Source organism: Nonomuraea maritima (assembly GCF_900100395.1).
GTDB lineage: Bacteria > Actinomycetota > Actinomycetes > Streptosporangiales > Streptosporangiaceae > Nonomuraea > Nonomuraea maritima.
This window is the reverse complement of record NZ_FNFB01000003.1, coordinates 138528-157107: the sequence shown is the minus strand read 5'-3', so window position 1 is coordinate 157107 and position 18580 is coordinate 138528. Positions and strand designations below refer to the sequence as shown.

Below are 18580 nucleotides of genomic sequence, written 5' to 3'. Positions count from 1 at the left end.
CTGATGGACAGCAGGACCAAGCGGCGCCTGACGGGCGCCGAGCTCGACGCGCTCGCGCGACGGGCGCTGGGCACGGGCGTCACGGCCGCGACCGAGCTGACCGACGGCTTGGCCAACGCCGTCTGGCGGCTGCGGCTGAGCGACGGGCGCGAGGTGGTGCTCAAGCTGTCGCCCCCGCCCGACCTCGACCAGCTCAGTTACGAACGCGACCTGCTGCGCACCGAGGCCGCCGCCATAGGCCTGGCGCTCGAGGCGGGCGTCCCTGTCGCGCCGCTGCTGCGGGCCGGCTTCGACGACCCGGAGCTGGGCGGCGACTACCTGTTCCTGACCGCGCTCGACGGGGTGTCGTGGAACGACACCACGCCGGACGACGAGGGCGAGGTGCGCCGCGAGCTGGGCCGTCTCCTGGCCCGGCTGAACGGGGTGACGGGCGAGCGGTTCGGCTACCCGTACGCCGGAATCGTGGGCGCCACGTGGCGGGAGGCGTTCCTCGCGATGGTGGCGGCGCTGCTCGGCGACACCGAGCGCTGGCCGACGCCGCTGCCGCGCCCTGCCGCGGACCTCATGGCGGTGTTCCAGGCCGCGGCGCCCGTGCTGGACGAGGTGACGACGCCGCGGCTGGTGCACTTCGACGCCTGGAAGGGCAACGTCTTCCTCGACCTGAGCGGCCCGCCGCGCATCCAGGCCCTCATCGACCACGAGCGGGCCTTCTGGGGTGACCCGCTCGCCGACCTCGTCACCCCGACGATCTTCGGCGAGCTCGCGGAGGACGACCCGCTGCTGGCGGGCTACCGCGAGGTGACGCCGCTGGAGCTCACCCCCGCGGCGCTGGTGCGGCTCGACCTCTACCGCGCCTACCTCTACCTCATCCTGCTGGTCGAGAACGGACCCCGGCAGTACCCGCCGGACGAGTACGCCAGGGTCCGCGACCTCGCGCTCAGCTCACTTGACGGGGTCCTGGACCGCCTCGTACACGCGTCCTCGGGGACCCTGCGGTAGGTCGCCGGAGCACTGACCGGCGCCCTTGACGGTGTTCGGCACGCCGAGGTCCACCGGCGCGGGCGTGTTGCCCGAGCAGGACAGCGCGCCCTTGACGGTGGTGCCCGACAGGATGGGCGCCGTGTTGCCGGTCAGCACGGCGGCGCCGGTCAGCTGCGCGCCGACGACGGTGAGCTCGCGCGCGCCGGTCACGCTGACCGCGCCCGTGACCGTGGCGCCGAGCAGGTGGACGGCCTCGGGGGCGGTCGCGCTGAGCGCGCCGGCGATCCGGCCGCCCTTGACCACCAGCGACGCGCCGCTGCCGACCGTGACGGGGCCGCTCACCTGGGCGCCGTCCAGGCAGGTGACGCCGTCGGTGACCGTGAGCGGGCCGCGGTGGGCGCCGGTGACCGTGCGGGTGCAGGCGGGCGGCGGGGCGATCGTGGTGACGGTGAAGGCGCCGGGCGTGCCGGCGTTGCCTGCGGCGTCGATCGAGCGGTACTCGATCGTGTGCCGGCCGCGCGGCAGCTTGCCGTACACGAGGGAGTCGATCTCCGTGCCCTTCTCGGTGAACGTCCACGGCAGCTCGGACGAGGTCGGCCAGCCGAAGTAGTTGAACCAGCCGTCGCCGTCGACCCGCGACTCCGAGACCACGTAGCCGTCGTGGTCGTCCTCGCCGGTGAGCCGCATGCTGAACGGGCCGTTGTAGACGTAGGTGTCCCCCGACCTGGCGAGGGGCTCCGACAGCTCGTAGCCCGTGGTCGGCGCGGTCGCGTCGACCGTCCAGGTCAGCGTCTGCCCGCCGAGGCTCGCGGTGAGCGTGTGCGTGCCTGCGGCGAGGTCGAGCGTGCCGAGGTCGAGTTCGGCTCCCTCGTGGCGGTCGCCGTCCAGGGTCCAGGTGACCTGCGGGACGGTCGTGGCCGGGTGGGTGGTCTCGACGTAGACGACCTCGTCACGGCTGACCGGGTGCGTGGTCGGGGTGGAGGAGACGATCTCCGGCTCGACGCCGTCCGGCGGGGTGGTGATCGCGGTGTCGACCGTCCAGGTGCGGGTGCGGGCGATGGCGTCGCGGATCGCCGGGTCCCGGACGTAGTCCGTCGGGTCGGTGACCGTGGCGGTGACCGTGTGCGTGCCGGGCGACAGCTCCAGCGTGCGCAGGTCGAGGGAGTCGCGGTCGCCGTCGATCCGCTCGCCGTCCACGGTCCACGTGGTGGTCAGGGAGTGGCTGACCGGGCGCATCGGCTCCACCCACAGCACGCGGTCGGCGCCGACCGGCGCGTCCGTGGGGGTGGAGTCCTGGATCACCATGGTCTTGGCGGTGATCCGCTGGACCATGACCTCGCGGCTCACCTGGTCGTAGTAGTAGCCGAGCGTCTTCATGAGAGAGTGCTCGCTCGGCCGCCACACGCCCTTGGTGTAGTACAGCCCGCCCTCGAAGCGGCCGATCCTGCCGCCCGACTCGCTCTCCTCGCCGACCCAGCGCCACCACTTGCGGCGCTGGTCGAGCATCTGCTGCTCGGTGAGCAGGGTGTGGTGGGCGCTGGACGGCTCCTGGCCCGTGTAGGTGTCGCCGGGGACGCCGCGCTGGTAGTAGTCGTACTCGTCCTGGAGGCCGCCCAGGGAGTGGCCCAGCTCGTGCGGGCTGATCAGGGCCGACATGCTGTTGCTGCCTGAGGCGGTCGCGTACGAGCCGCCGGCGCCGCCGTACGTGGCGCTGTTGGCGAGGGCGAGGATCTGCCGGTTGCCAGTGGTGGTGCCGGAGACCAGGTTCGCGTAGGTGTTGGCGGCGGTGTTGTTCACGGTGATCAGCCGCTGGACGCTGTTCGGGTTGCAGCCGCCCCAGAAGCCCATGCTGAGCGGGGTGGTCCTGCGTGGCGCGTCCAGGCCGGGGTCGCAGCTGACGCCCGACTCGCCGGAGACGATGTCGATCCGGTAGACGTTGATGTAGTTCCGGTACGACTTGAACGGCTCGATCGACCACATGACGTTGAGGTGGCGGTCGGTGTCGGCGCGGAACTTGTCCTGCTCGGCCTCGGTGTAGCCGTCGCCCATGACGATGAGGTTGAACCGTTTCGCCGGGCTTCCTGTCACCTGCACGGGGACGACCGTGGCCGTCCCCGGCTCGGCGGATTGGGCGGATGCGACCGCCGGGGATAATGTGGCAGCGGCTAGCACAAGAGCCGCAAATATACGCATGTTATGCACTATCCGGCATACAGGCGGCGCGTCAATCTCGATTCGATCACGCCTGGGGCATCGCGGGCGACCTCACGGGTGCAGGCGGCCCGACAGGCGTTCGACGCCGCGCAGCAGCGCGGAGTGGTCGAGGGCGCCGTCGCCGGCCGCGTTCGCCGCCGCCACCAGCTGGGCGACCAGGGCGGCCGACGGCAGGGCGATCCCTGCCTCCCGGGCGGCCGACGTCACGATGCCGAGGTCCTTGTGGTGCAGTTCGACACGGAAACCCGGCTCGAACGTGCGCGTCGCCATGTTGCCGCGCTTCTGCGCCAGCACGGCGGATCCGGCCAGCCCGCCGCCGAGGACGTCCAGGGCCGCGTCGAGGTCGACGCCGTGCGCCTCCAGGAAGACCACCGCCTCGGCGAGCGCCTGGAGGTGGGCGGCGACGATGAGCTGGTTGGCCGCCTTGACGGTCTGCCCCGAGCCGCTGGGGCCGACGTGGACGACGGTCCTGCCGACCGCGTCGAAGACCGGCCTGGCCGCCTCGAAGTCGGCCGCCTCCCCGCCGACCATGATGGACAGCGCGGCGTTCCTGGCGCCCGCCTCGCCGCCGGAGACCGGGGCGTCGAGCGGACGCAGACCGCGGGCCCGCGCCGCCTCGGCCAGCTCGGTGGTGACGTCGGGCCGGATCGTGGAGAAGTCGATGATCAGCGTGCCCGGCTCGGCGTGGCGAAAGACGCCGTCGACGCCGGTCAGCACGTCGCGTACGTCGGGAGAGTCGGGCACCATGACGGCGACGATCTCGGCGTCGCGGACCGCTTCGGCGATCGACGCCGCGGCGCGGCCGCCGGCCTCGACGAGCGGGGCCGCCTTGGCGGGGGTGCGGTTGTATCCGGTGACGGTGTGGCCCGCCCGGACCAGGTTCACCGACATGGGGCTGCCCATGATGCCGAGTCCGATGAAGGCGATGGTGGTCACGAGGTGAATCCGTCCTGTCGTGGGTGGATCAGCCGGCGCGGTGTTCGCGGGCCAGCCAGTCGAAGGTGCCGGGTCCGGCGTGGAGGTACTCCAGACCGACACGGCCCCGGTAGCCGGCAGCGTGGAGCCGCCCGATCCAGCGGTCGAGGGGCAGCGTGCCGGTGCCGGGCGCGCCCCTGCCCGGCGCGTCCGCGATCTGCACGTGGGCGATGCGGTCGGCGTGAGCGTCGATGACGGCGGGCACGTCGTCGCCGTTCACGGCGAGGTGGTAGAAGTCGGCGAGCAGCCCGATGCCCCCGCCCGCCACATCGGTGACCCGGTCGATGACGGCCACGGCGTCGGCGGCGCGCAGCAGCGGGTAACGCGGGGCGCCGCTCACCGGTTCGAGCAGCACGGTGCCGCCGATCGCGGCGACGCCGCGCACGCACGCGGCGAGGTTCTCGACGGCGAGCTCGTCCTGCTCGGCGGCGCTGACGCCGTCGAGCCGGTTGCCGTACAGGGCGTTGAACGACCGGCAGCCGAGGCGTTCACCGATCGCGGCCACCACCGGGATGTTGTCGAGCAGCTCGGAGGTCCTGGCCGGCCAGGAGACCAGGCCGCGGTCACCGCCCGGCATGTCGCCCGCGAAGAAGTTGAGGCCGGTCAGCCGCACGCCCGCGTCCTCGATCGCGCGCGCGAACGCGTCCACCTCGTGGTCGGCCGGGACCGCTTCGGCGAACGGCCACCAGAACTCGACGGCGGTGAACCCGTCGGCGGCCGCGGCGGCGGGCCGCTCGAGGAGCGGGCGGTCGGTGTAGAGGATGGAGCAGTTCACGGTCCAGGAGACCGCCGGTGCAGACATGAGCCGTCCTTCGTCGAGGGGTGTGGGTGGGTGTCGCGAACGCTCAGGCCGGGGCCTCCCGCGAGGGCTCCGCCACGGCCCCGCCCTCCCTGCGCAGCTGGCCGATCAGGCGGTCCTGCGCCTGATCGAGGTGGTGGGTCAGGCACTGCTGCGCGGCCTCGGGGTCGGCGTCCTCGATGGCCTTGAGGATGTCGTCGTGCTCGCGGGCGACGTTCATCGGGTGGGTCGTGCGGTGGGCCTGGAACTGCCCCATGGTGAGGTGGATCTCGCCGAGGATGACCTCGTGCATGCGCGCCAGGCGGCGGCTCCCGACCCCGGTGACGAGCGCGGCGTGGAAGGCGATGTCGGCCTCCACCTGGTTCTCGAAGGCCATGTCGGTCGCGGCCGCCTTCATCGCCGCCTGCGCGCGCACGGCGGCGGGCGGCACGACGCCGCGGCGCGCGAGCGCGGCGACGGCGGCGCGTTCCACGGTCTCCCTGCTGAAGTAGAGGTCGCGGATCTCGTCCTCGTCGAGCTTCGGGACGACCGCGGTCTTGTGCACCGAACGGCGCAGCAGGCCGAGCGCCGTCAGCCGCTCGAGGCACGCCTTGGCGGTCGGGCGCGCGACGTTGTACTCGCTCGCGATGCGTACCTCGGTGAGCTTCTCCCCCGGAGCGATCTCGCCGTTGACGATCCGCTTGCGCACGGATTCGTACAACGCCTCAGTCAGGGACGACGGTCCCAGCGGAAAGCTGCCCTGGCTGTCCACGTGTTTCCCCTCCATCGTCGCAAATCGTCAGACAAGTATGCGCGTCTGTCAATATCCGTCGCCTTGTTCCGCCCTTACGAACCGGGAGAGGTTGTCGGCAAGGGCTCAGGGCATGTCGAACCCCTTGGCGGTTTTCGTGCGGCGTGCGACTATTTCATGGGGTGATGAATTATGGGATGCGTGATAGCGGGCGGCGGGCCGGCGGGTGCGATGCTCGCCCTGATCCTGGCCAGGTCGGGCGTCGAGGTGACGCTGCTGGAGAAACACCATGACTTCCTGCGCGACTTCAGGGGCGACACGATCCACCCCTCCACGCTGCAGGTGCTCGACGAGCTGGGCCTGGCGCAGGACTTCCTCGAGCTCCCGCACCGCAAGGCCTACTCCATGAGCGTCGTGACCGACACCGGCGAGGTCCAGCTGGCGAACCTGCGCGGACTGGCCGGCGGGTACGACTACATCGCGTTCGTCCCGCAGTGGGACTTCCTCGAACTGATCACGTCGGCCGCCCGGCGCTACCCCGGGTTCCGGCTGCTGATGGGCGCCGAGGCCCACGACCTGATCCGCGAGGACGGCGCCGTACGGGGGCTGCGCTACCGCGACGCGACGGGCGAGCACGAGATCCGGGCCGCACTCACGGTCGCCGCCGACGGCCGGACGTCCGTGCTGCGCGAGCGGGCCGGGCTCGTCCCGCAGGACCTCGGCGCACCGATGGACGTGCTGTGGTTCCGGCTGCCCCGCCACGACACCGACCGAGGCGACACGTTCCTGCGGCTGTCCGCGGGCCAGATGATGGTCGCGATCAACAGGGGGGCCTACTGGCAGCTGGCGTACCTCATCCCCAAGGGCGGCTACGACGAGCTCGTACGCCAGGACATCGACGCCCTGCGCCGCCCGGTCGCGCAGCTGCTGCCCTGGCTGGCCGGGCGGGCCGGTGAGATCGGTGGCTGGGACGAGGTCAGCATGCTCAGGGTCGAGCTCAACCGGCTGCGCCGCTGGCACCGTCCAGGCCTGCTGTGCATCGGCGACGCCGCGCACGCCATGTCGCCGGTGTTCGGGGTCGGCATCAACCTCGCCGTGCAGGACGCCGTCGCCGCCGCCAACCTGCTCGCCGGGTCGCTCCGGTCGGGGGCGCCGATCCCCGAGTCCACCCTCCACCTGCTGCAGCGGCGGCGGATGTTCCCCACCCGGGTCACCCAGGCCGCCCAGCGTGTCGTGCAGAACCGCGTGATCAGCCCGACGCTGAGCAGGTCGTCGGACGCGCCACGGCTGCCGCGCGACCCGGCAGGGCTGCCGTTCGTGAACCGGCTGGCGCGGCGGTTCATCGGCACCGGAGTCCGGCCGGAGCACGTGCTCATCAAGGAGGCATGACGTACGCCCGTCCCGAATGCGTACAACTGCATTCTCACAACGTGGACACGGGGGTCGGTCCGGACGGGTCAGTGGCATACCCTCGTATCTCGTGAGCAGCAATCTGGTGGATCTTGATTCCTGGCGGGCTCTTCAAGCTGCGCAGCAGCCCGAGTGGCCCGATCCCGACGAGCTCGAGAAAGTCGTCGCCGAGCTCGGCGGCCTGCCGCCCCTCGTCTTCGCCGGCGAGTGCGACCAGCTGAAGGACCAGCTGGCCGCCGTAGCCCGCGGCGAGGCGTTCGTCCTGCAAGGCGGTGACTGCGCCGAGACGTTCACCGGCGCCACCGCCGACAATGTGCGCAACAAGCTCAAGACGCTGCTGCAGATGGCGATCGTGCTGACCTACGCGGGCAGGGTGCCGGTCGTGAAGATCGGCCGCGTCGCGGGCCAGTTCGCCAAGCCCCGCTCGAAGCCCACCGAGGTGCGCGACGGCGTCGAGCTGCCGGCCTACCGCGGCGACATGGTCAACGGGTTCGATTTCACCCCCGAGGCACGCCGGCCCGACCCGTGGCGGCTGCTCAAGGCGTACCACTCCTCGGCGGTGACGCTCAACCTCGCCCGCGCCTTCACCAAGGGCGGTTACGCCGACCTGCGCCAGGTGCACGCCTGGAACCAGGACTTCGTGGCCGGGTCGCCCTCCGGGCGCCGCTACGAGCAGCTGGCCCGCGAGATCGACCAGGCGCTCGCGTTCATGCGGGCCTGCGGGGCCGAGCCCGAGGAGTTCCACACGGTCGAGTTCTACTCCTCGCACGAGGCGCTCATCCTCGACTACGACCGGGCGCTCACCCGCATCGACTCGCGTACGGGCCTGCCGTACGACGTGTCGGCGCACATGGTCTGGATCGGCGAGCGCACCCGCCAGCTCGACGGCGCGCACGTCGACTTCTTCGCCAAGATCCGCAACCCGATCGGCGTGAAGCTCGGCCCGTCCACCACCGCGGACGACGCGCTCGCGCTCATCGAGAAGCTCAACCCGGCCAACGAGGCGGGGCGGCTCACGTTCATCACCCGCTTCGGCGCCTCGAAGATCCGTGACCTGCTGCCGGGCCTGGTCAAGGAGATCACCGCGAGCGGCGCGCGGGTCGCGTGGATCTGCGACCCGATGCACGGCAACACGTTCGAGACGCCGAGCGGCCACAAGACGCGGCGGGTCGACGACGTGCTCGACGAGGTGGCCGGCTTCTTCGAGGTGCACCGGGCGCTGGGTACGCACCCGGGCGGCATCCACATCGAGTTCACCGGCGACGACGTGACCGAGTGCCTCGGCGGCGGCCACGAGATCAACGAGGCCGACCTCGCGACGCGCTACGAGACGGCCTGCGACCCGCGGCTCAACCGCGTCCAGTCGCTCGACCTCGCCTTCCGGGTGGCCGAGCTGTACCGCGGCTGACGCCCGCGCTTCCTTCGCGCCCTCCGGCCCGCTCGGGCCGGAGGGCGTCGTCGTTCCCTAGTGATCTACGTCTCACTGCCGAGCTGCCGGAAACCCGGTGAATGTCGGGCTACGCGGCTATGCTCACCCCGAAAAGTGAACAATCTTGGGAGTTCATGTGGATACAGCTCCGGAAGGGGTCGACCCGAACGTCCCCAATGTCGCACGAATGTACGACTACTACCTCGACGGCAAGGACAACTTCGCCGCCGACCGCGCCGCGGCGGAGCAGATCCTCAAGACGTTCCCCCACACCAAGCAGGGCGCGTGGGCGAACCGGAACTTCCTGCGGCGCGCCGTACGGCACGTGGCCGACTCCGGCGTGCAGCAGATCGTCGACCTCGGCGCGGGGCTGCCGACCCAGGGCAACACCCATGAGATCGCGCCGGAGGCGCGCGTGGTCTACGTCGACTACGACTCCGTGGTGTGCGTGCACGGGCGGGCGCTGCTGGCCAGGACGGCGAACGTCGACTTCCTGCAGGCGGACGTGCGCGACACGGACGTGCTGCTCGACAAGGTGCGCGACATGGTCGACTTCGACCGGCCGGTCGCGTTCCTCATGCTGGCGCTGCTGCACTTCATGCCGGACGACGTCGCCTACGACGTGGTGGCGAAGCTGCGGGAGGTGAGCGCGCCGGGGAGCTACCTGGTGATCAGCCACGCCGTCGACCCGACACCGGACACCACGCCGGAGGCCCTGGAGATCTACCGCAGGAGCACGGCCGCGCTGAACCTGCGCGACCGCGAGGGCATCCTGCGCTTCTTCGACGGGTACGAGCTGGCCGAGCCGGGCCTGACGTTCCCGGACGGCTGGCGTCCCGACGATCCCGACGCGCCGGTCGACGACCGCATCGACTTCGGCTACGTCGGCGTCGGCCGCAAGCTCTGAAGGCTCGTCCCCTGACTCACGGCACGCGAAGGCCCCGCCTGCGATCCGGCAGGCGGGGCCTTCGCGATGGCGTCAGCTCTGCTGGGCGTTCTTCAGCTCCTCGCTGAGCTCGGCCCTGATGCCGTCCATGTCGAGGGCCCTGACCTGCCGGATGAGGTCGTCCAGCGCGGGCCCCGGGATGGCGCCGGCCTGGGAGAAGACCACGATGCCGTCGCGGATGGCCATGAGCGTCGGGATGGACGTGATCTCGAAGCCCTGCGCGAGCCCCTGCTCAGCGTCGGTGTCGATCTTGCCGAAGGTAATGTCCTCGTGCTTGTCGGAGGCCTGCTCGAAGATCGGCCCGAACTTCTTGCACGGCGGGCACCACTCGGCCCAGAAGTCGAGCAGGACGATGCCCTTGTCGGCAATGTCGTTGAAGTTCTGCTCGGTTACTTCGATGGTCGCCACAAGTGGCTCCTTGCTCGTCGTTGTCACTGAAGTGCATGCGTGTCAACCACGCACATGCCTCCAGCATTCCATGCTCAGGCGCGTGTCCCCGATGAATACGGGCATCCGCCCCACATGACCGGTCTTCCCGAAGAAGGGCGCCCTACCCCCGGACGACCGTATCGGTCATGACCAGCCTTCCCGCACCGGAAGGGAGAGCTTGCCAGGAGTATCCGCCGTCCCGGGCTGCCGACGTTCCCAGGTCCTGACGGCGGCCCGGAGAGACGCATGATCAGGCGATGGCGGTCCGACGACACCGAGGAATGGACAGCCGAAAACCAGGGATCGGGCAGGCGTAGCGGTATCGTCCGCGATTCAGCACCGCATAATTGCCGGTTAAGTACCCGGACCATTGAACGGCCGAACCTTGACGCGGCCGTGTGCGGGTATCACCCGTTCATGGACTGGGTCACCTGCGCGTACTCGTCTGCCTGCACCGGAGTCGCTAGCCGGCCCTCCGGCTACTGCCTTGCCCACCTCAGCCCCGAGCATCTCGACGCGACGCTGCGCGGCATCTCCCCCGGACGCCTGCTCGACCTGCGAGGCACCACCCTTTCCAGTGATCTGTTCAGCCGCGTGCTCGACGCCGCCCGCGGCCGGCCCGGCAGGACCCGGATGGAGCGCGCGACGTTCACCGGCGACGTCCGCCTGGCGGAGGTCACGTTCTCCGGCGACGTCACCCTCGACGGCGCCCGGTTCGAGCGCCTGGCCTCCTTCTTCGGCGCCCGATTCGAGGGCAACGTGTCGCTGGCCGACGCCCGTTTCGCCCGCGAGCTGTCCTTCCACGGCGTCCCGGTGCTCGGGCACCTCTCGCTGGACCGGGCCGTGATGGCCCGCGACGCGCTGTTCAGCCAGGCCGACCTCTCCCACGGGCTGTCCTGTGAGCGGGCCAGGTTCGACGGCTACGCCACGTTCGACGGCGCCCGCCTCGGCGCGGGGGCCGTCTTCAGGGGCGCCCGCTTCGGCCGTACCCTGTCGTTCCGCAAGGTGACCGGCCACGCCGCGTTCGACGCCGCGCACTTCGCCGCGGACGCGTACCTGTCGGCCACCGGACGCCTCTCGGCGGCCAGGGCGCGCGCCGACGGCGCGCTCGACGTCACGGTGGCGAGGTGCGGCGTCGACCTGCGCGGGGTGGAGGTGACGGGGCCCGCGACGGTGCGGCTCACCGACGCGCAGGCCGACCTCGAAGGGGCGGTCCTGCGCGGGCCCGCGACCGTGACCGGGCGCGGCGCGTCGTCGCTCACCTCGCTGCGCCAGGTGAGCGCGGCCGACCTGAGCCTGCGCACGCTCGACCTGTCGGCGTGCCGGTTCGCCGGGCTGGTGCACCCGTCAGGGGTACGGGTCAAGGACTGCACGTTCGCGCTCACGCCGCGCGGTATGCGGGTGAGCCTGCGCTGGCCGATGCTGCGCTGGTTCTCGCGCAGGCGGGCGCTGGCCGACGAGCAGTCGATGCGCGCCCCCGCCGGGCCCGACGCCTCCGCCGACGGGCTGGCCGCGCTCTACGCGGGCCTGCGGGCGGGCGACCGGGCCACCGCGACGGACTTCGCGTACGCCGCCGCCGAGATGCGCCGGCGGGCCGCGCACCAGCGGTGGCCCTCCCTGTTATGGACACTCGCCGCGCACGTCCCGCGTGCGGGCCGCACGGGAGCCTGGCTGGCGGTGCTGGCGGCCGTCGCCGCGGCCGCCCTGCTGTGGGGTTCTGCGCCGCACGCGGGCGTCCGTCCCCACCTGCCCAACCCGGCGATCCGGCGCTGAGGAGCGGCGATGAATCAGGGCTTTCCCGGATGGGCACCCGACGCCTCCGTCTCTAGACTGGAGGCCATGCGCATCGACGACTACGTGGCCGAGCTGAGCGACGCGCTGTCCGGCCCGCACGGCACCAAGCGTGACCTGGTCGTCGAGGCGCGCGACAGCCTGTTCGACGCCGCCGAGGCGCTGGAGGCGAGCGGGCTCGACCGTGACGAGGCCGAGCGGCTGGCGGTGGCGGAGTTCGGGCACGTGTCCGAGGTCGCGCCCGGTTACCAGGCCGAGCTCACCGCGTCGTCCGGGCGGCGGCTGGCGACGCTGCTGTTCATCAGCCTCCCGATCACCGTGGTCATGTGGTCGGTGCTGTGGCGGCTCTACCCGGCCACCGATGAGGTCTGGCTGCACCAGCCCGCGTGGTACGGGCCGGTCTCGCGCGTGCTCGACGCCATCCAGCTCTCCCTCGGCCTGTACGGCGGTCTCGTCCTGTTCGGGCTGAGCCGGGGCGCCCGCTGGATCCGCCGGCCGCGGCTGGCCATCAGGTCGCTCGCCGTACTCGTCTGGGTCGCGCTGCCGATCACCGGCGGGCTCGCGCTGCTGCTGTCGTACGGCGCCACCGCGCCCAACACCCTCGCCGCCCTGCCCGGCGCGCTGGCCAACCTGGTGACCTCGGCGATGTGGGGGCTGCAGGTCTACTGCGCGACACGCTGCCTGCGCCTGACGGCCCCCGAGCGCGCCTGACCCCACAGCCGCCGCCCCGTCGAGGACGAGCACAGCAGGCCCTGCCCGCCGGGCGGGACCTGCCGTCCCCTGTACCCGAGCCGGGCGGCCCGGTCAGGCCGCGCAGGAAGACGCCGCGCGGCACACGGACGGCGGCAGGCAGCGTTCGGGCCGGTCAGGTGGTTCCGGTGGTGTCGGCGCGCAGGACGCCGCCGATCACGGTGGTGAACTGCCGCCAGGCCGATCGCTCGCCTTCGAGCTGCTTCCTGCCGGAGTCGGTCAGCCGGTAGGTGCGCCGCTTGCGCCCGCCCACCGTGGCCCACTCGCTCGACAGGTAACCGATGCGCTCGAGCCGGCGCAGCGCCGGATAGACCGTTCCCGTGGGGACGTTGAGCGCTCCTCCGCTGCGTTCCTGCAACGCCTCGATGATGGCGTAGCCGTGCAACGGCTCCCGCTCCAGCACAGAGAGCAGCAACGCGTCCATGTGCCCGCGCAGCGCGTCCGGATTCATGTCCTCGATCCTAGACACCCGTTTCGCATGTAGCCAGTCTACATGTAGACTCCCTATATGTAGACAACCTATGTATGAAGGATCGTGGCGGATGGACGTACTCGACCTCGCCCGCACGCAGTTCGCCGTGACGGGCAGCCTGCATTTCCTGTTCGTGGTGCTGACACTGGGGCTGGCGCCGCTCGTGGCGATCATGCACACCCGGTGGACGATCACGGGCGATCCGGCACGCGAGAAAGCGGCCAGGTTCTGGGGGCAGATCTACGTCATCAACTACGCGCTGGGCATCGTCACCGGATTGGTGATGGAGTTCCAGTTCGGGCTGGCATGGAGCGGGTTGTCCCACTACGCGGGTGACGTCTTCGGCGCCCCGCTGGCCATGGAGACGCTGGTCGCCTTCTTCCTCGAGTCGACGTTCCTCGGGCTGTGGATCTTCGGCTGGGGACGGCTGCCGCGCTGGGCGCACCTGGCCTGCATCTGGCTCGTGACGCTGACCGCGTACGCCAGCGCCTTCTTCGTCATGGCGGCCAACGCGTTCCTGCAGAACCCGGCGGGCGCGACGGTCACCGGTGACCGCCTGGCGCTGACCGACCCCGTCGCCCTCTTCACCAACAAAACGTTGATCTTCGCCTTCCCGCACGTGATCGCGGCCGGGATGTTCACCGGCGGCATGGTGCTGGCGGGCGCGAGCGCGTACAAGCTCCTGCGGGCCGAGGACCGCGAGTTCTTCACCAGGTCGCTGCGCACCGGCGTGGCGGTGGCTGCCGTCGGGATCTTCCTGACCATGGGCACCGGGTTCGCGCAGTTCGCCGGCGTGCAGGAGGGCAAGTGGGACAACAGCGCGGCGGCGAGCGCGCTCGGCTTCATGGTGACGGGCGGGGAACTGCTCGCGCTGGTCATGCTGTTCGTCCTGCTGCCGCTGGTCCGTTTCCTGCACCGGTGGCGTTGGGCGCAGCGGCTGCTCGTCGTGATGACGCCGCTGCCGTTCGTGCTGGCGATCATGGGCTGGCTGGCCCGCGAGGTGGGACGGCAGCCCTGGATGATCTGGGAGCGGCTCACCGTGGCCGACGCGATGTCACCGGGGCTCACCGCGGGCATGGTGGGCACGTCCCTCGCCGCGTTCGCGACCGTGCTGGGACTGCTGGCGGTCGTCGACTACGTCCTCATCGCCCGGGCCGTACGGCGCGGGCCGCGAGCCCTCGACCTCGGGGCTCCCGCCGATGAGCCGCGTACCCCCGTGCTGAGCTACTGAGGAGACCTGGCGTGGAAATCTTGTGGTTCGCCATCTTCGCGCTGTTGTTGATCGGATATTTCGCCCTGGAAGGCTTCGACCTGGGCGTGGGGCTGCTGCTGCCGGTGCTCGGCCGGACGCCGGAGAACCGGGACCGGATGGTCGCCGCCATGGCGCCGTACGTGCTGGCCAACGAGGTGTGGCTGGTGGCGCTCGCCGGGACGATGTTCGGCGTCTACCCCCTGCTGGAGGGACAGGTCCTGTCGGGGCTGTACCCGCTGGTCGTGGCCATGCTGCTGAGCTGGGTGCTACGCGACGCCGGGCTGTGGTTCCGGCGCAGGCTCGACGGCGCGCGCTGGCGCGCCTTCTGGGACGCGATGATCGCGTTCGGCTCGCTGGGGCTCTCGTTCGGCTGGGGCATGGTCCTGTACGCCGCCGCCACCGGCTTCGCAGGGTCACCGGTGCACCCGGCCGGGCTCCTGCTGGGCGTCGTCGTGTCGCTGCTGTTCGCCCAGCACGGGCGGACGTTCCTGGCCTGGCGCGCCCCGGCCATGTTCAGCGGCTCCCGGTCCGGGTCTGGCGCTTCGGGCGACACCCAGCCCGGACAGGCGCCGGGCTCTTTCGGCGGCTTCCGGTCCGGACGGGCGCTCGCGCTGACCGGGGTGCTGGCCACGCTGCCCGCGCTCGGGGTGCTCGCCGGGGCGGCGCCGTATCTCGTGGAGGCCAGCGCGCCGGCCGCGACGCTGAGTGTGCTCAGTGTCATGGTGCTGCCGATCACCCCGGTCCTCGTGGGTGCGCAAGTATGGGTGTGGCGGACTTTCCGGCCAGGGAAGGACGCCTACCGCGTCCCCTCCTTCTTCTGAGGTCACGTGCACAAGGATCTCTTCGCGCTGATGCGGGCCGAGCGCACGGTCCGCGTCCACCTGGCCGTCACCATGACCGCGGCCGTGCTGACCGGCCTGCTCGTGCTCGTGCAGGCCGAGCTCCTGGCCGGGGCGCTGTCGGGCAGGTTCGGCGCCGCGGCGCTGGCCGCGCTCGCCGCGGTGGTGGCCGTGCGGGCGCTGCTGGCCTGGGCGCAGGGCGTCTTCGCCGGACGTACCGCGACGGCCGTGAAGTCGGCGCTGCGGCACCGGCTGCTGGCCCGGTTGCGCGACCTCGGGCCCGCCCGGCTGGCCGCGCACCGCTCCGGTGAGCTCGTCACGCTGACCGGACGCGGGCTCGACGGCCTCGACGACTACCTGACCGGCTACCTGCCGTCGATCGCGGTGGCCGCGGTCGTGCCGGTGGCGGTGGTGGTCCGGCTGTTCGCCGCCGACCTCGCCAGCGCCGTGATCGTGCTCGTCACGCTGCCGCTCATCCCGATCTTCGGCGCCCTCGTCGGCATGACGACGAAGGCCGTCACCGAGCGGCAGTTCACGGCGCTGTCGCGGCTCGGCGGCCACTTCCTCGACGTGGTGCGCGGCCTGCCGACCCTGCGCGCTTTCGGCCGCGCCCGCTACCAGGCGACGGTGATCCGGGAGATCGCCGACGCGCACCGGAGCGCCACCATGCGGACGCTGCGGGTGGCGTTCCTGTCGTCACTGGTGCTTGAGCTGTGCGCGTCGCTGTCGGTGGCGCTGGTGGCGGTGCCGATCGGCCTGCGCCTGCTCGGGGGCTCCCTCGACCTGACGACGGCACTCCTGGTGCTGCTGCTGGCACCGGAGGCGTACCTGCCGCTGCGCGCGATGGGCACCCGCTTCCACGCCTCCATGGAAGGCATAGCCGCCGCCGACGCCGCCTTCGCCGTACTCGACAGCCCTGGGGGCGAGGAGCCAGCACCCGCCGTGAAGCCGCTCGCGCGGGGTGCGGGCGAGGGGTCCGCGCCCGCCGCCGAGGCACCCGCGTGGGGTGGGGGCGCTCCTGAGCTGCGGCTGGAGCATGTGACCGTCCGTTATCCGGGACGCGACGAGCCCGCGCTGGAGGACGTCAGCCTCACCATCGCCCCAGGCGAGCGGGTGGCTCTCGTCGGCGAGAGCGGCGGGGGCAAGAGCACGCTGCTCAGCCTGCTCCTCGGCTTCGTCCGCCCGTCGGCGGGCCGGGTGCTGGTGGACGGCGTCGACCTGCGCGAGCTGGACCTCGCGCAATGGCGGGCGCGCCTGGCGTTCGTCGCCCAGCGTCCGCACCTGTTCGCCGCCTCCGTGGCCGACAACATCCGGCTCGGGACGCCCGCGGCCTCGTCCGAGGACGTCCGCCGGGCCGCCGCGGCGGCGGACGCCGGCTTCGTGGCCGACCTGCCGCAGGGCTTCGACACCGTGCTCGGCGAGCGCGGCGCGAACCTGTCGGCGGGCCAGCGGCAACGCGTCGCCCTGGCCCGCGCCTTCTGCCGCCCCGGTACGTCGGTGCTGCTGCTCGACGAGCCCACGGCCCGCCTGGACGGGCGCAGCGAGGCCGCCGTCGTGGCCGCCACGGAGCGACTGGCCCGCGACCGCACGGCCGTCGTCGTCGCCCACCGCCCCGCCATGATCCACCTCGCCGACCGCGTCATCCGCCTCCACGCCGGCCGCGTCATCACCGACACCACCCCGAACGGGACCGCCGGGCATGCATGGGCGCTCACGGAAACCGTGGCGGGAGAGGGGTGTGGGGCGTGACGCGGCGGATGGGGGTGCGGCTGGTCTGGGCCGTGCTGGCCGGGGCGGCGGCTGATCTGGCGGGGCTCGGGCTCGTCGCGGCCGCCGCGTGGCTGATCACGCGGGCGGCCGAGCAGCCGCCGCTGGCCGCGCTGAGCGTGGCGATCGTGGCCACCCGGGCGTTCGCCACCAGCAAGGGCGTCTTCCGATACGCCGAACGCCTGACCGGCCACGACGTCGCCCTGCGCGCGCAGGCCGGCACCCGTGAACGTCTCTACGACGCCCTCGTCGCGCCGCAGCAGCCCCGCCACGGCGGCGCCGACCTGCTCAGCCGCATGGTGGACGACACCGAGGCCGTGCAGGACCTGCTCGTACGCTGCCTGCTCCCGGCGGTCGCCGCCGCGATGGCCGGGCTCGCCGCCGTCGTCATCGGGCTGACGATCCTGCCGGTGGCGGCGCTCGTGCTGCTGGCGGGACTGGTGGTGGCGGGTGTGCTGCTGCCCGCCGGCGCGGCCGCCGCAGCCCGGCGCTGGTCGGCGCGCCTCGCTCCGGCGCGCGCCGCCCTGGCGGGCCGCGTGGCCGACCTGGTGCACGGCTCGGCCGACCTGGCCGCGTACGGCGCCGACGGCGAAGCGCTCGCGCGCGCCCGCGAGGCGGACGAGGCGCTGGCCGCTCTCGAACGCCGCCAGGCCCGCGTGCACGCCGCCGCCCTGGCCGGCGGCATCCTGGCGCAGGTGTTGACGGTCGTGGCCGTCGTGCTGCTCGCCCAGGCGGGCGGTGCCGGCTCGGTCGGCACCGCCGTCCTCGCGTTGACGTCGCTCGTGGCCTTCGAGCCGGTGCTGCCGCTGGCGGCGGCGGGCGAGCGGCTCGCCGGTGTCACCGCGGCGCTGCGCCGACTGCGGGAGGTCCGCGCCGCCGTCCCCGCCGTCGCCGAACCCGCCGCCCCCGCGCCCCGCCCGGACGGCCCGCTGACCATCGAGGTCGACAACCTCGTCGTAAGCCACCCGCCCGCCACGACCACCGCAGCCGGGCAAGAGCAGGGGGCTCTCGACGGCGCGCCACAAAACGGCCAGCAGGGACACCACCGGCGACAGCAACAGCGGCGGGTGGTGCTGGATGGGGTGTCGTTGCGGCTTACGCCTGGGCGGCGGGTGGCTGTGGTGGGGCCCAGCGGTGCGGGGAAGAGCACGTTGCTGGCTGCGCTCATGCGGCTGGTCGAGCCCGAGTCGGGCGCCGTCAGGGTGAACGGCGTCGACATTCGCGCCCTGGCGGGCGACGACGTCCGCGCCCTGATGACGGGGCTCACCCAGGACCCGTACATCTTCCGCGCCAGTGTGCGCGACAACCTGCGCCTGGCCGGCCCTGAGGCGGACGACGAGACGCTGCATCGCGCCGTGCGCGACGCGCGGCTGGAGGAGTGGGTCGAGCGTACCGGGTGGGACGCCGAGCTGGGCGAGGACGGCAGGACGGTGTCGGGCGGCCAACTGCAGCGCCTCGCCCTGGCCAGGGCGCTGCTGTACGACCCTCCCGTGCTGCTCCTCGACGAGCCGGCCGAGGCGCTGGACGAGGAGACGGCCGACCGGCTGACGGCAGACCTGCTCGACGTGACCCGCGGCCGTACGACGCTGCTCGTGACGCACCGGCTGAAGGGCCTCGAACGGGTCGACGAGGTCATCGTGCTGGAGGAGGGACGGGTCGTGCAGCGCGGCCACCACGACGAGCTCGTGTCCGTCCCTGGCTACTACCGCGATCTGTGGGAGTCGGAGGCCCTGACCCGAAGGTGAGCTGATGCTGCCCAGGGGTCCCTTGTCACCGCGACCCATCCGGTTTACGCT

General features: G+C 72.0%; 16 protein-coding genes. 10 read left to right on the top strand and 6 right to left on the bottom strand.

Translation table 11 applies throughout. The features are described 5' to 3' along the window. Positions 1 to 3 precede the first annotated feature (3 nt). Positions 4 to 999: a phosphotransferase family protein gene (locus BLR04_RS07560; protein ID WP_090761090.1), complete on the top strand. Its 996-nt coding sequence runs from the start codon at positions 4 to 6 to the stop codon at positions 997 to 999. Here the strand turns inward: BLR04_RS07560 and BLR04_RS07555 are convergent. From BLR04_RS07555 to BLR04_RS07540, 4 genes are all read right to left on the bottom strand, one after another. Next, positions 943 to 3075 (bottom strand): M64 family metallopeptidase, encoded by a 2133-nt coding sequence (locus BLR04_RS07555; protein WP_218128755.1) that lies wholly within the window; start codon positions 3073 to 3075, stop codon positions 943 to 945. The genes BLR04_RS07560 and BLR04_RS07555 overlap by 57 nt on opposite strands. A gap of 171 nt (positions 3076 to 3246) precedes the next feature. Next, on the bottom strand, positions 3247 to 4131 hold the full coding sequence (locus tag BLR04_RS07550; protein ID WP_090761086.1) for a 2-hydroxy-3-oxopropionate reductase: 885 nt from the start codon (positions 4129 to 4131) through the stop codon (positions 3247 to 3249). Between the two features lie 28 nt (positions 4132 to 4159). Next, on the bottom strand, positions 4160 to 4972 hold the full coding sequence (locus BLR04_RS07545; protein WP_090761085.1) for a hydroxypyruvate isomerase family protein: 813 nt from the start codon (positions 4970 to 4972) through the stop codon (positions 4160 to 4162). Between the two features lie 43 nt (positions 4973 to 5015). Next, positions 5016 to 5735 (bottom strand): GntR family transcriptional regulator, encoded by a 720-nt coding sequence (locus BLR04_RS07540; RefSeq protein WP_218128754.1) that lies wholly within the window; start codon positions 5733 to 5735, stop codon positions 5016 to 5018. A 156-nt stretch (positions 5736 to 5891) separates the two neighbouring features. Here BLR04_RS07540 and BLR04_RS07535 point away from each other — a divergent pair, with 156 nt between their 5' ends. The 3 genes from BLR04_RS07535 to BLR04_RS07525 all read left to right on the top strand — a co-directional run bounded on the left by BLR04_RS07535 (position 5892) and on the right by BLR04_RS07525 (position 9445). Further along, positions 5892 to 7088, top strand: a complete 1197-nt coding sequence (locus BLR04_RS07535) for an FAD-dependent oxidoreductase (protein WP_090761080.1) — start codon at positions 5892 to 5894, stop codon at positions 7086 to 7088. 91 nt (positions 7089 to 7179) lie between these two features. After that, positions 7180 to 8517 carry a class II 3-deoxy-7-phosphoheptulonate synthase gene (locus tag BLR04_RS07530; RefSeq protein ID WP_176902990.1) on the top strand — a complete coding sequence of 446 codons (1338 nt, stop codon included), beginning with the start codon at positions 7180 to 7182 and terminating at the stop codon, positions 8515 to 8517. Between the two features lie 157 nt (positions 8518 to 8674). Beyond that, positions 8675 to 9445, top strand: coding sequence for an SAM-dependent methyltransferase (locus BLR04_RS07525; RefSeq protein WP_090761078.1), 771 nt, complete (start codon positions 8675 to 8677; stop codon positions 9443 to 9445). Between the two features lie 72 nt (positions 9446 to 9517). Here the strand turns inward: BLR04_RS07525 and BLR04_RS07520 are convergent, their stop codons facing one another. Beyond that, positions 9518 to 9892 (bottom strand): thioredoxin family protein, encoded by a 375-nt coding sequence (locus tag BLR04_RS07520; protein ID WP_090761076.1) that lies wholly within the window; start codon positions 9890 to 9892, stop codon positions 9518 to 9520. 438 nt (positions 9893 to 10330) lie between these two features. Here BLR04_RS07520 and BLR04_RS07515 point away from each other — a divergent pair, with 438 nt between their 5' ends. Together BLR04_RS07515 and BLR04_RS07510 are read left to right on the top strand one after the other, a co-directional pair. Continuing rightward, positions 10331 to 11686 (top strand): pentapeptide repeat-containing protein, encoded by a 1356-nt coding sequence (locus BLR04_RS07515; protein ID WP_176902989.1) that lies wholly within the window; start codon positions 10331 to 10333, stop codon positions 11684 to 11686. Between the two features lie 9 nt (positions 11687 to 11695). Next, positions 11696 to 12415 carry a permease prefix domain 1-containing protein gene (locus tag BLR04_RS07510; RefSeq protein ID WP_245740089.1) on the top strand — a complete coding sequence of 240 codons (720 nt, stop codon included), beginning with the start codon at positions 11696 to 11698 and terminating at the stop codon, positions 12413 to 12415. Positions 12416 to 12569: 154 nt separating this feature from the next. On the opposite strand, the gene BLR04_RS07505 is transcribed toward BLR04_RS07510, so the two are convergent. Then, positions 12570 to 12905: a helix-turn-helix transcriptional regulator gene (locus tag BLR04_RS07505; RefSeq protein WP_090761070.1), complete on the bottom strand. Its 336-nt coding sequence runs from the start codon at positions 12903 to 12905 to the stop codon at positions 12570 to 12572. 91 nt (positions 12906 to 12996) lie between these two features. Here BLR04_RS07505 and BLR04_RS07500 point away from each other — a divergent pair, with 91 nt between their 5' ends. Genes BLR04_RS07500 through cydC form a run of 4 tightly spaced genes read left to right on the top strand, consistent with a single transcriptional unit; the run spans position 12997 to position 18529 of the window. Further along, positions 12997 to 14157 carry a cytochrome ubiquinol oxidase subunit I gene (locus tag BLR04_RS07500; RefSeq protein ID WP_090761068.1) on the top strand — a complete coding sequence of 387 codons (1161 nt, stop codon included), beginning with the start codon at positions 12997 to 12999 and terminating at the stop codon, positions 14155 to 14157. Positions 14158 to 14168: 11 nt separating this feature from the next. Beyond that, a complete protein-coding gene (locus BLR04_RS07495) occupies positions 14169 to 14999 on the top strand; it encodes a cytochrome d ubiquinol oxidase subunit II (protein ID WP_090761066.1) in 831 nt (276 codons plus the stop codon). 6 nt (positions 15000 to 15005) lie between these two features. Further along, the gene (cydD, locus tag BLR04_RS07490; protein WP_090761063.1) at positions 15006 to 16766 is read left to right on the top strand and encodes a thiol reductant ABC exporter subunit CydD; all 1761 of its coding nucleotides are present in this window, start codon (positions 15006 to 15008) and stop codon (positions 16764 to 16766) included. Positions 16767 to 16774: 8 nt separating this feature from the next. After that, positions 16775 to 18529 carry a thiol reductant ABC exporter subunit CydC gene (gene cydC, locus BLR04_RS07485; protein WP_090761539.1) on the top strand — a complete coding sequence of 585 codons (1755 nt, stop codon included), beginning with the start codon at positions 16775 to 16777 and terminating at the stop codon, positions 18527 to 18529. The last annotated feature ends 51 nt before the right edge of the window (positions 18530 to 18580 follow it).

Coding starts and splice junctions, on each gene's coding strand:
- BLR04_RS07535 (WP_090761080.1), top strand. CDS start 5,892: ATGGGATGCGTGATAGCGGGCGGCGGGCCGGCGGGTGCGATGCTCGCC.
- BLR04_RS07510 (WP_245740089.1), top strand. CDS start 11,696: ATGAATCAGGGCTTTCCCGGATGGGCACCCGACGCCTCCGTCTCTAGA.
- BLR04_RS07515 (WP_176902989.1), top strand. CDS start 10,331: ATGGACTGGGTCACCTGCGCGTACTCGTCTGCCTGCACCGGAGTCGCT.
- cydC (WP_090761539.1), top strand. CDS start 16,775: ATGGGGGTGCGGCTGGTCTGGGCCGTGCTGGCCGGGGCGGCGGCTGAT.
- BLR04_RS07540 (WP_218128754.1), bottom strand. CDS start 5,735: ATGGAGGGGAAACACGTGGACAGCCAGGGCAGCTTTCCGCTGGGACCG.
- BLR04_RS07560 (WP_090761090.1), top strand. CDS start 4: ATGGACAGCAGGACCAAGCGGCGCCTGACGGGCGCCGAGCTCGACGCG.
- BLR04_RS07500 (WP_090761068.1), top strand. CDS start 12,997: ATGGACGTACTCGACCTCGCCCGCACGCAGTTCGCCGTGACGGGCAGC.
- BLR04_RS07505 (WP_090761070.1), bottom strand. CDS start 12,905: ATGAATCCGGACGCGCTGCGCGGGCACATGGACGCGTTGCTGCTCTCT.
- BLR04_RS07545 (WP_090761085.1), bottom strand. CDS start 4,972: ATGTCTGCACCGGCGGTCTCCTGGACCGTGAACTGCTCCATCCTCTAC.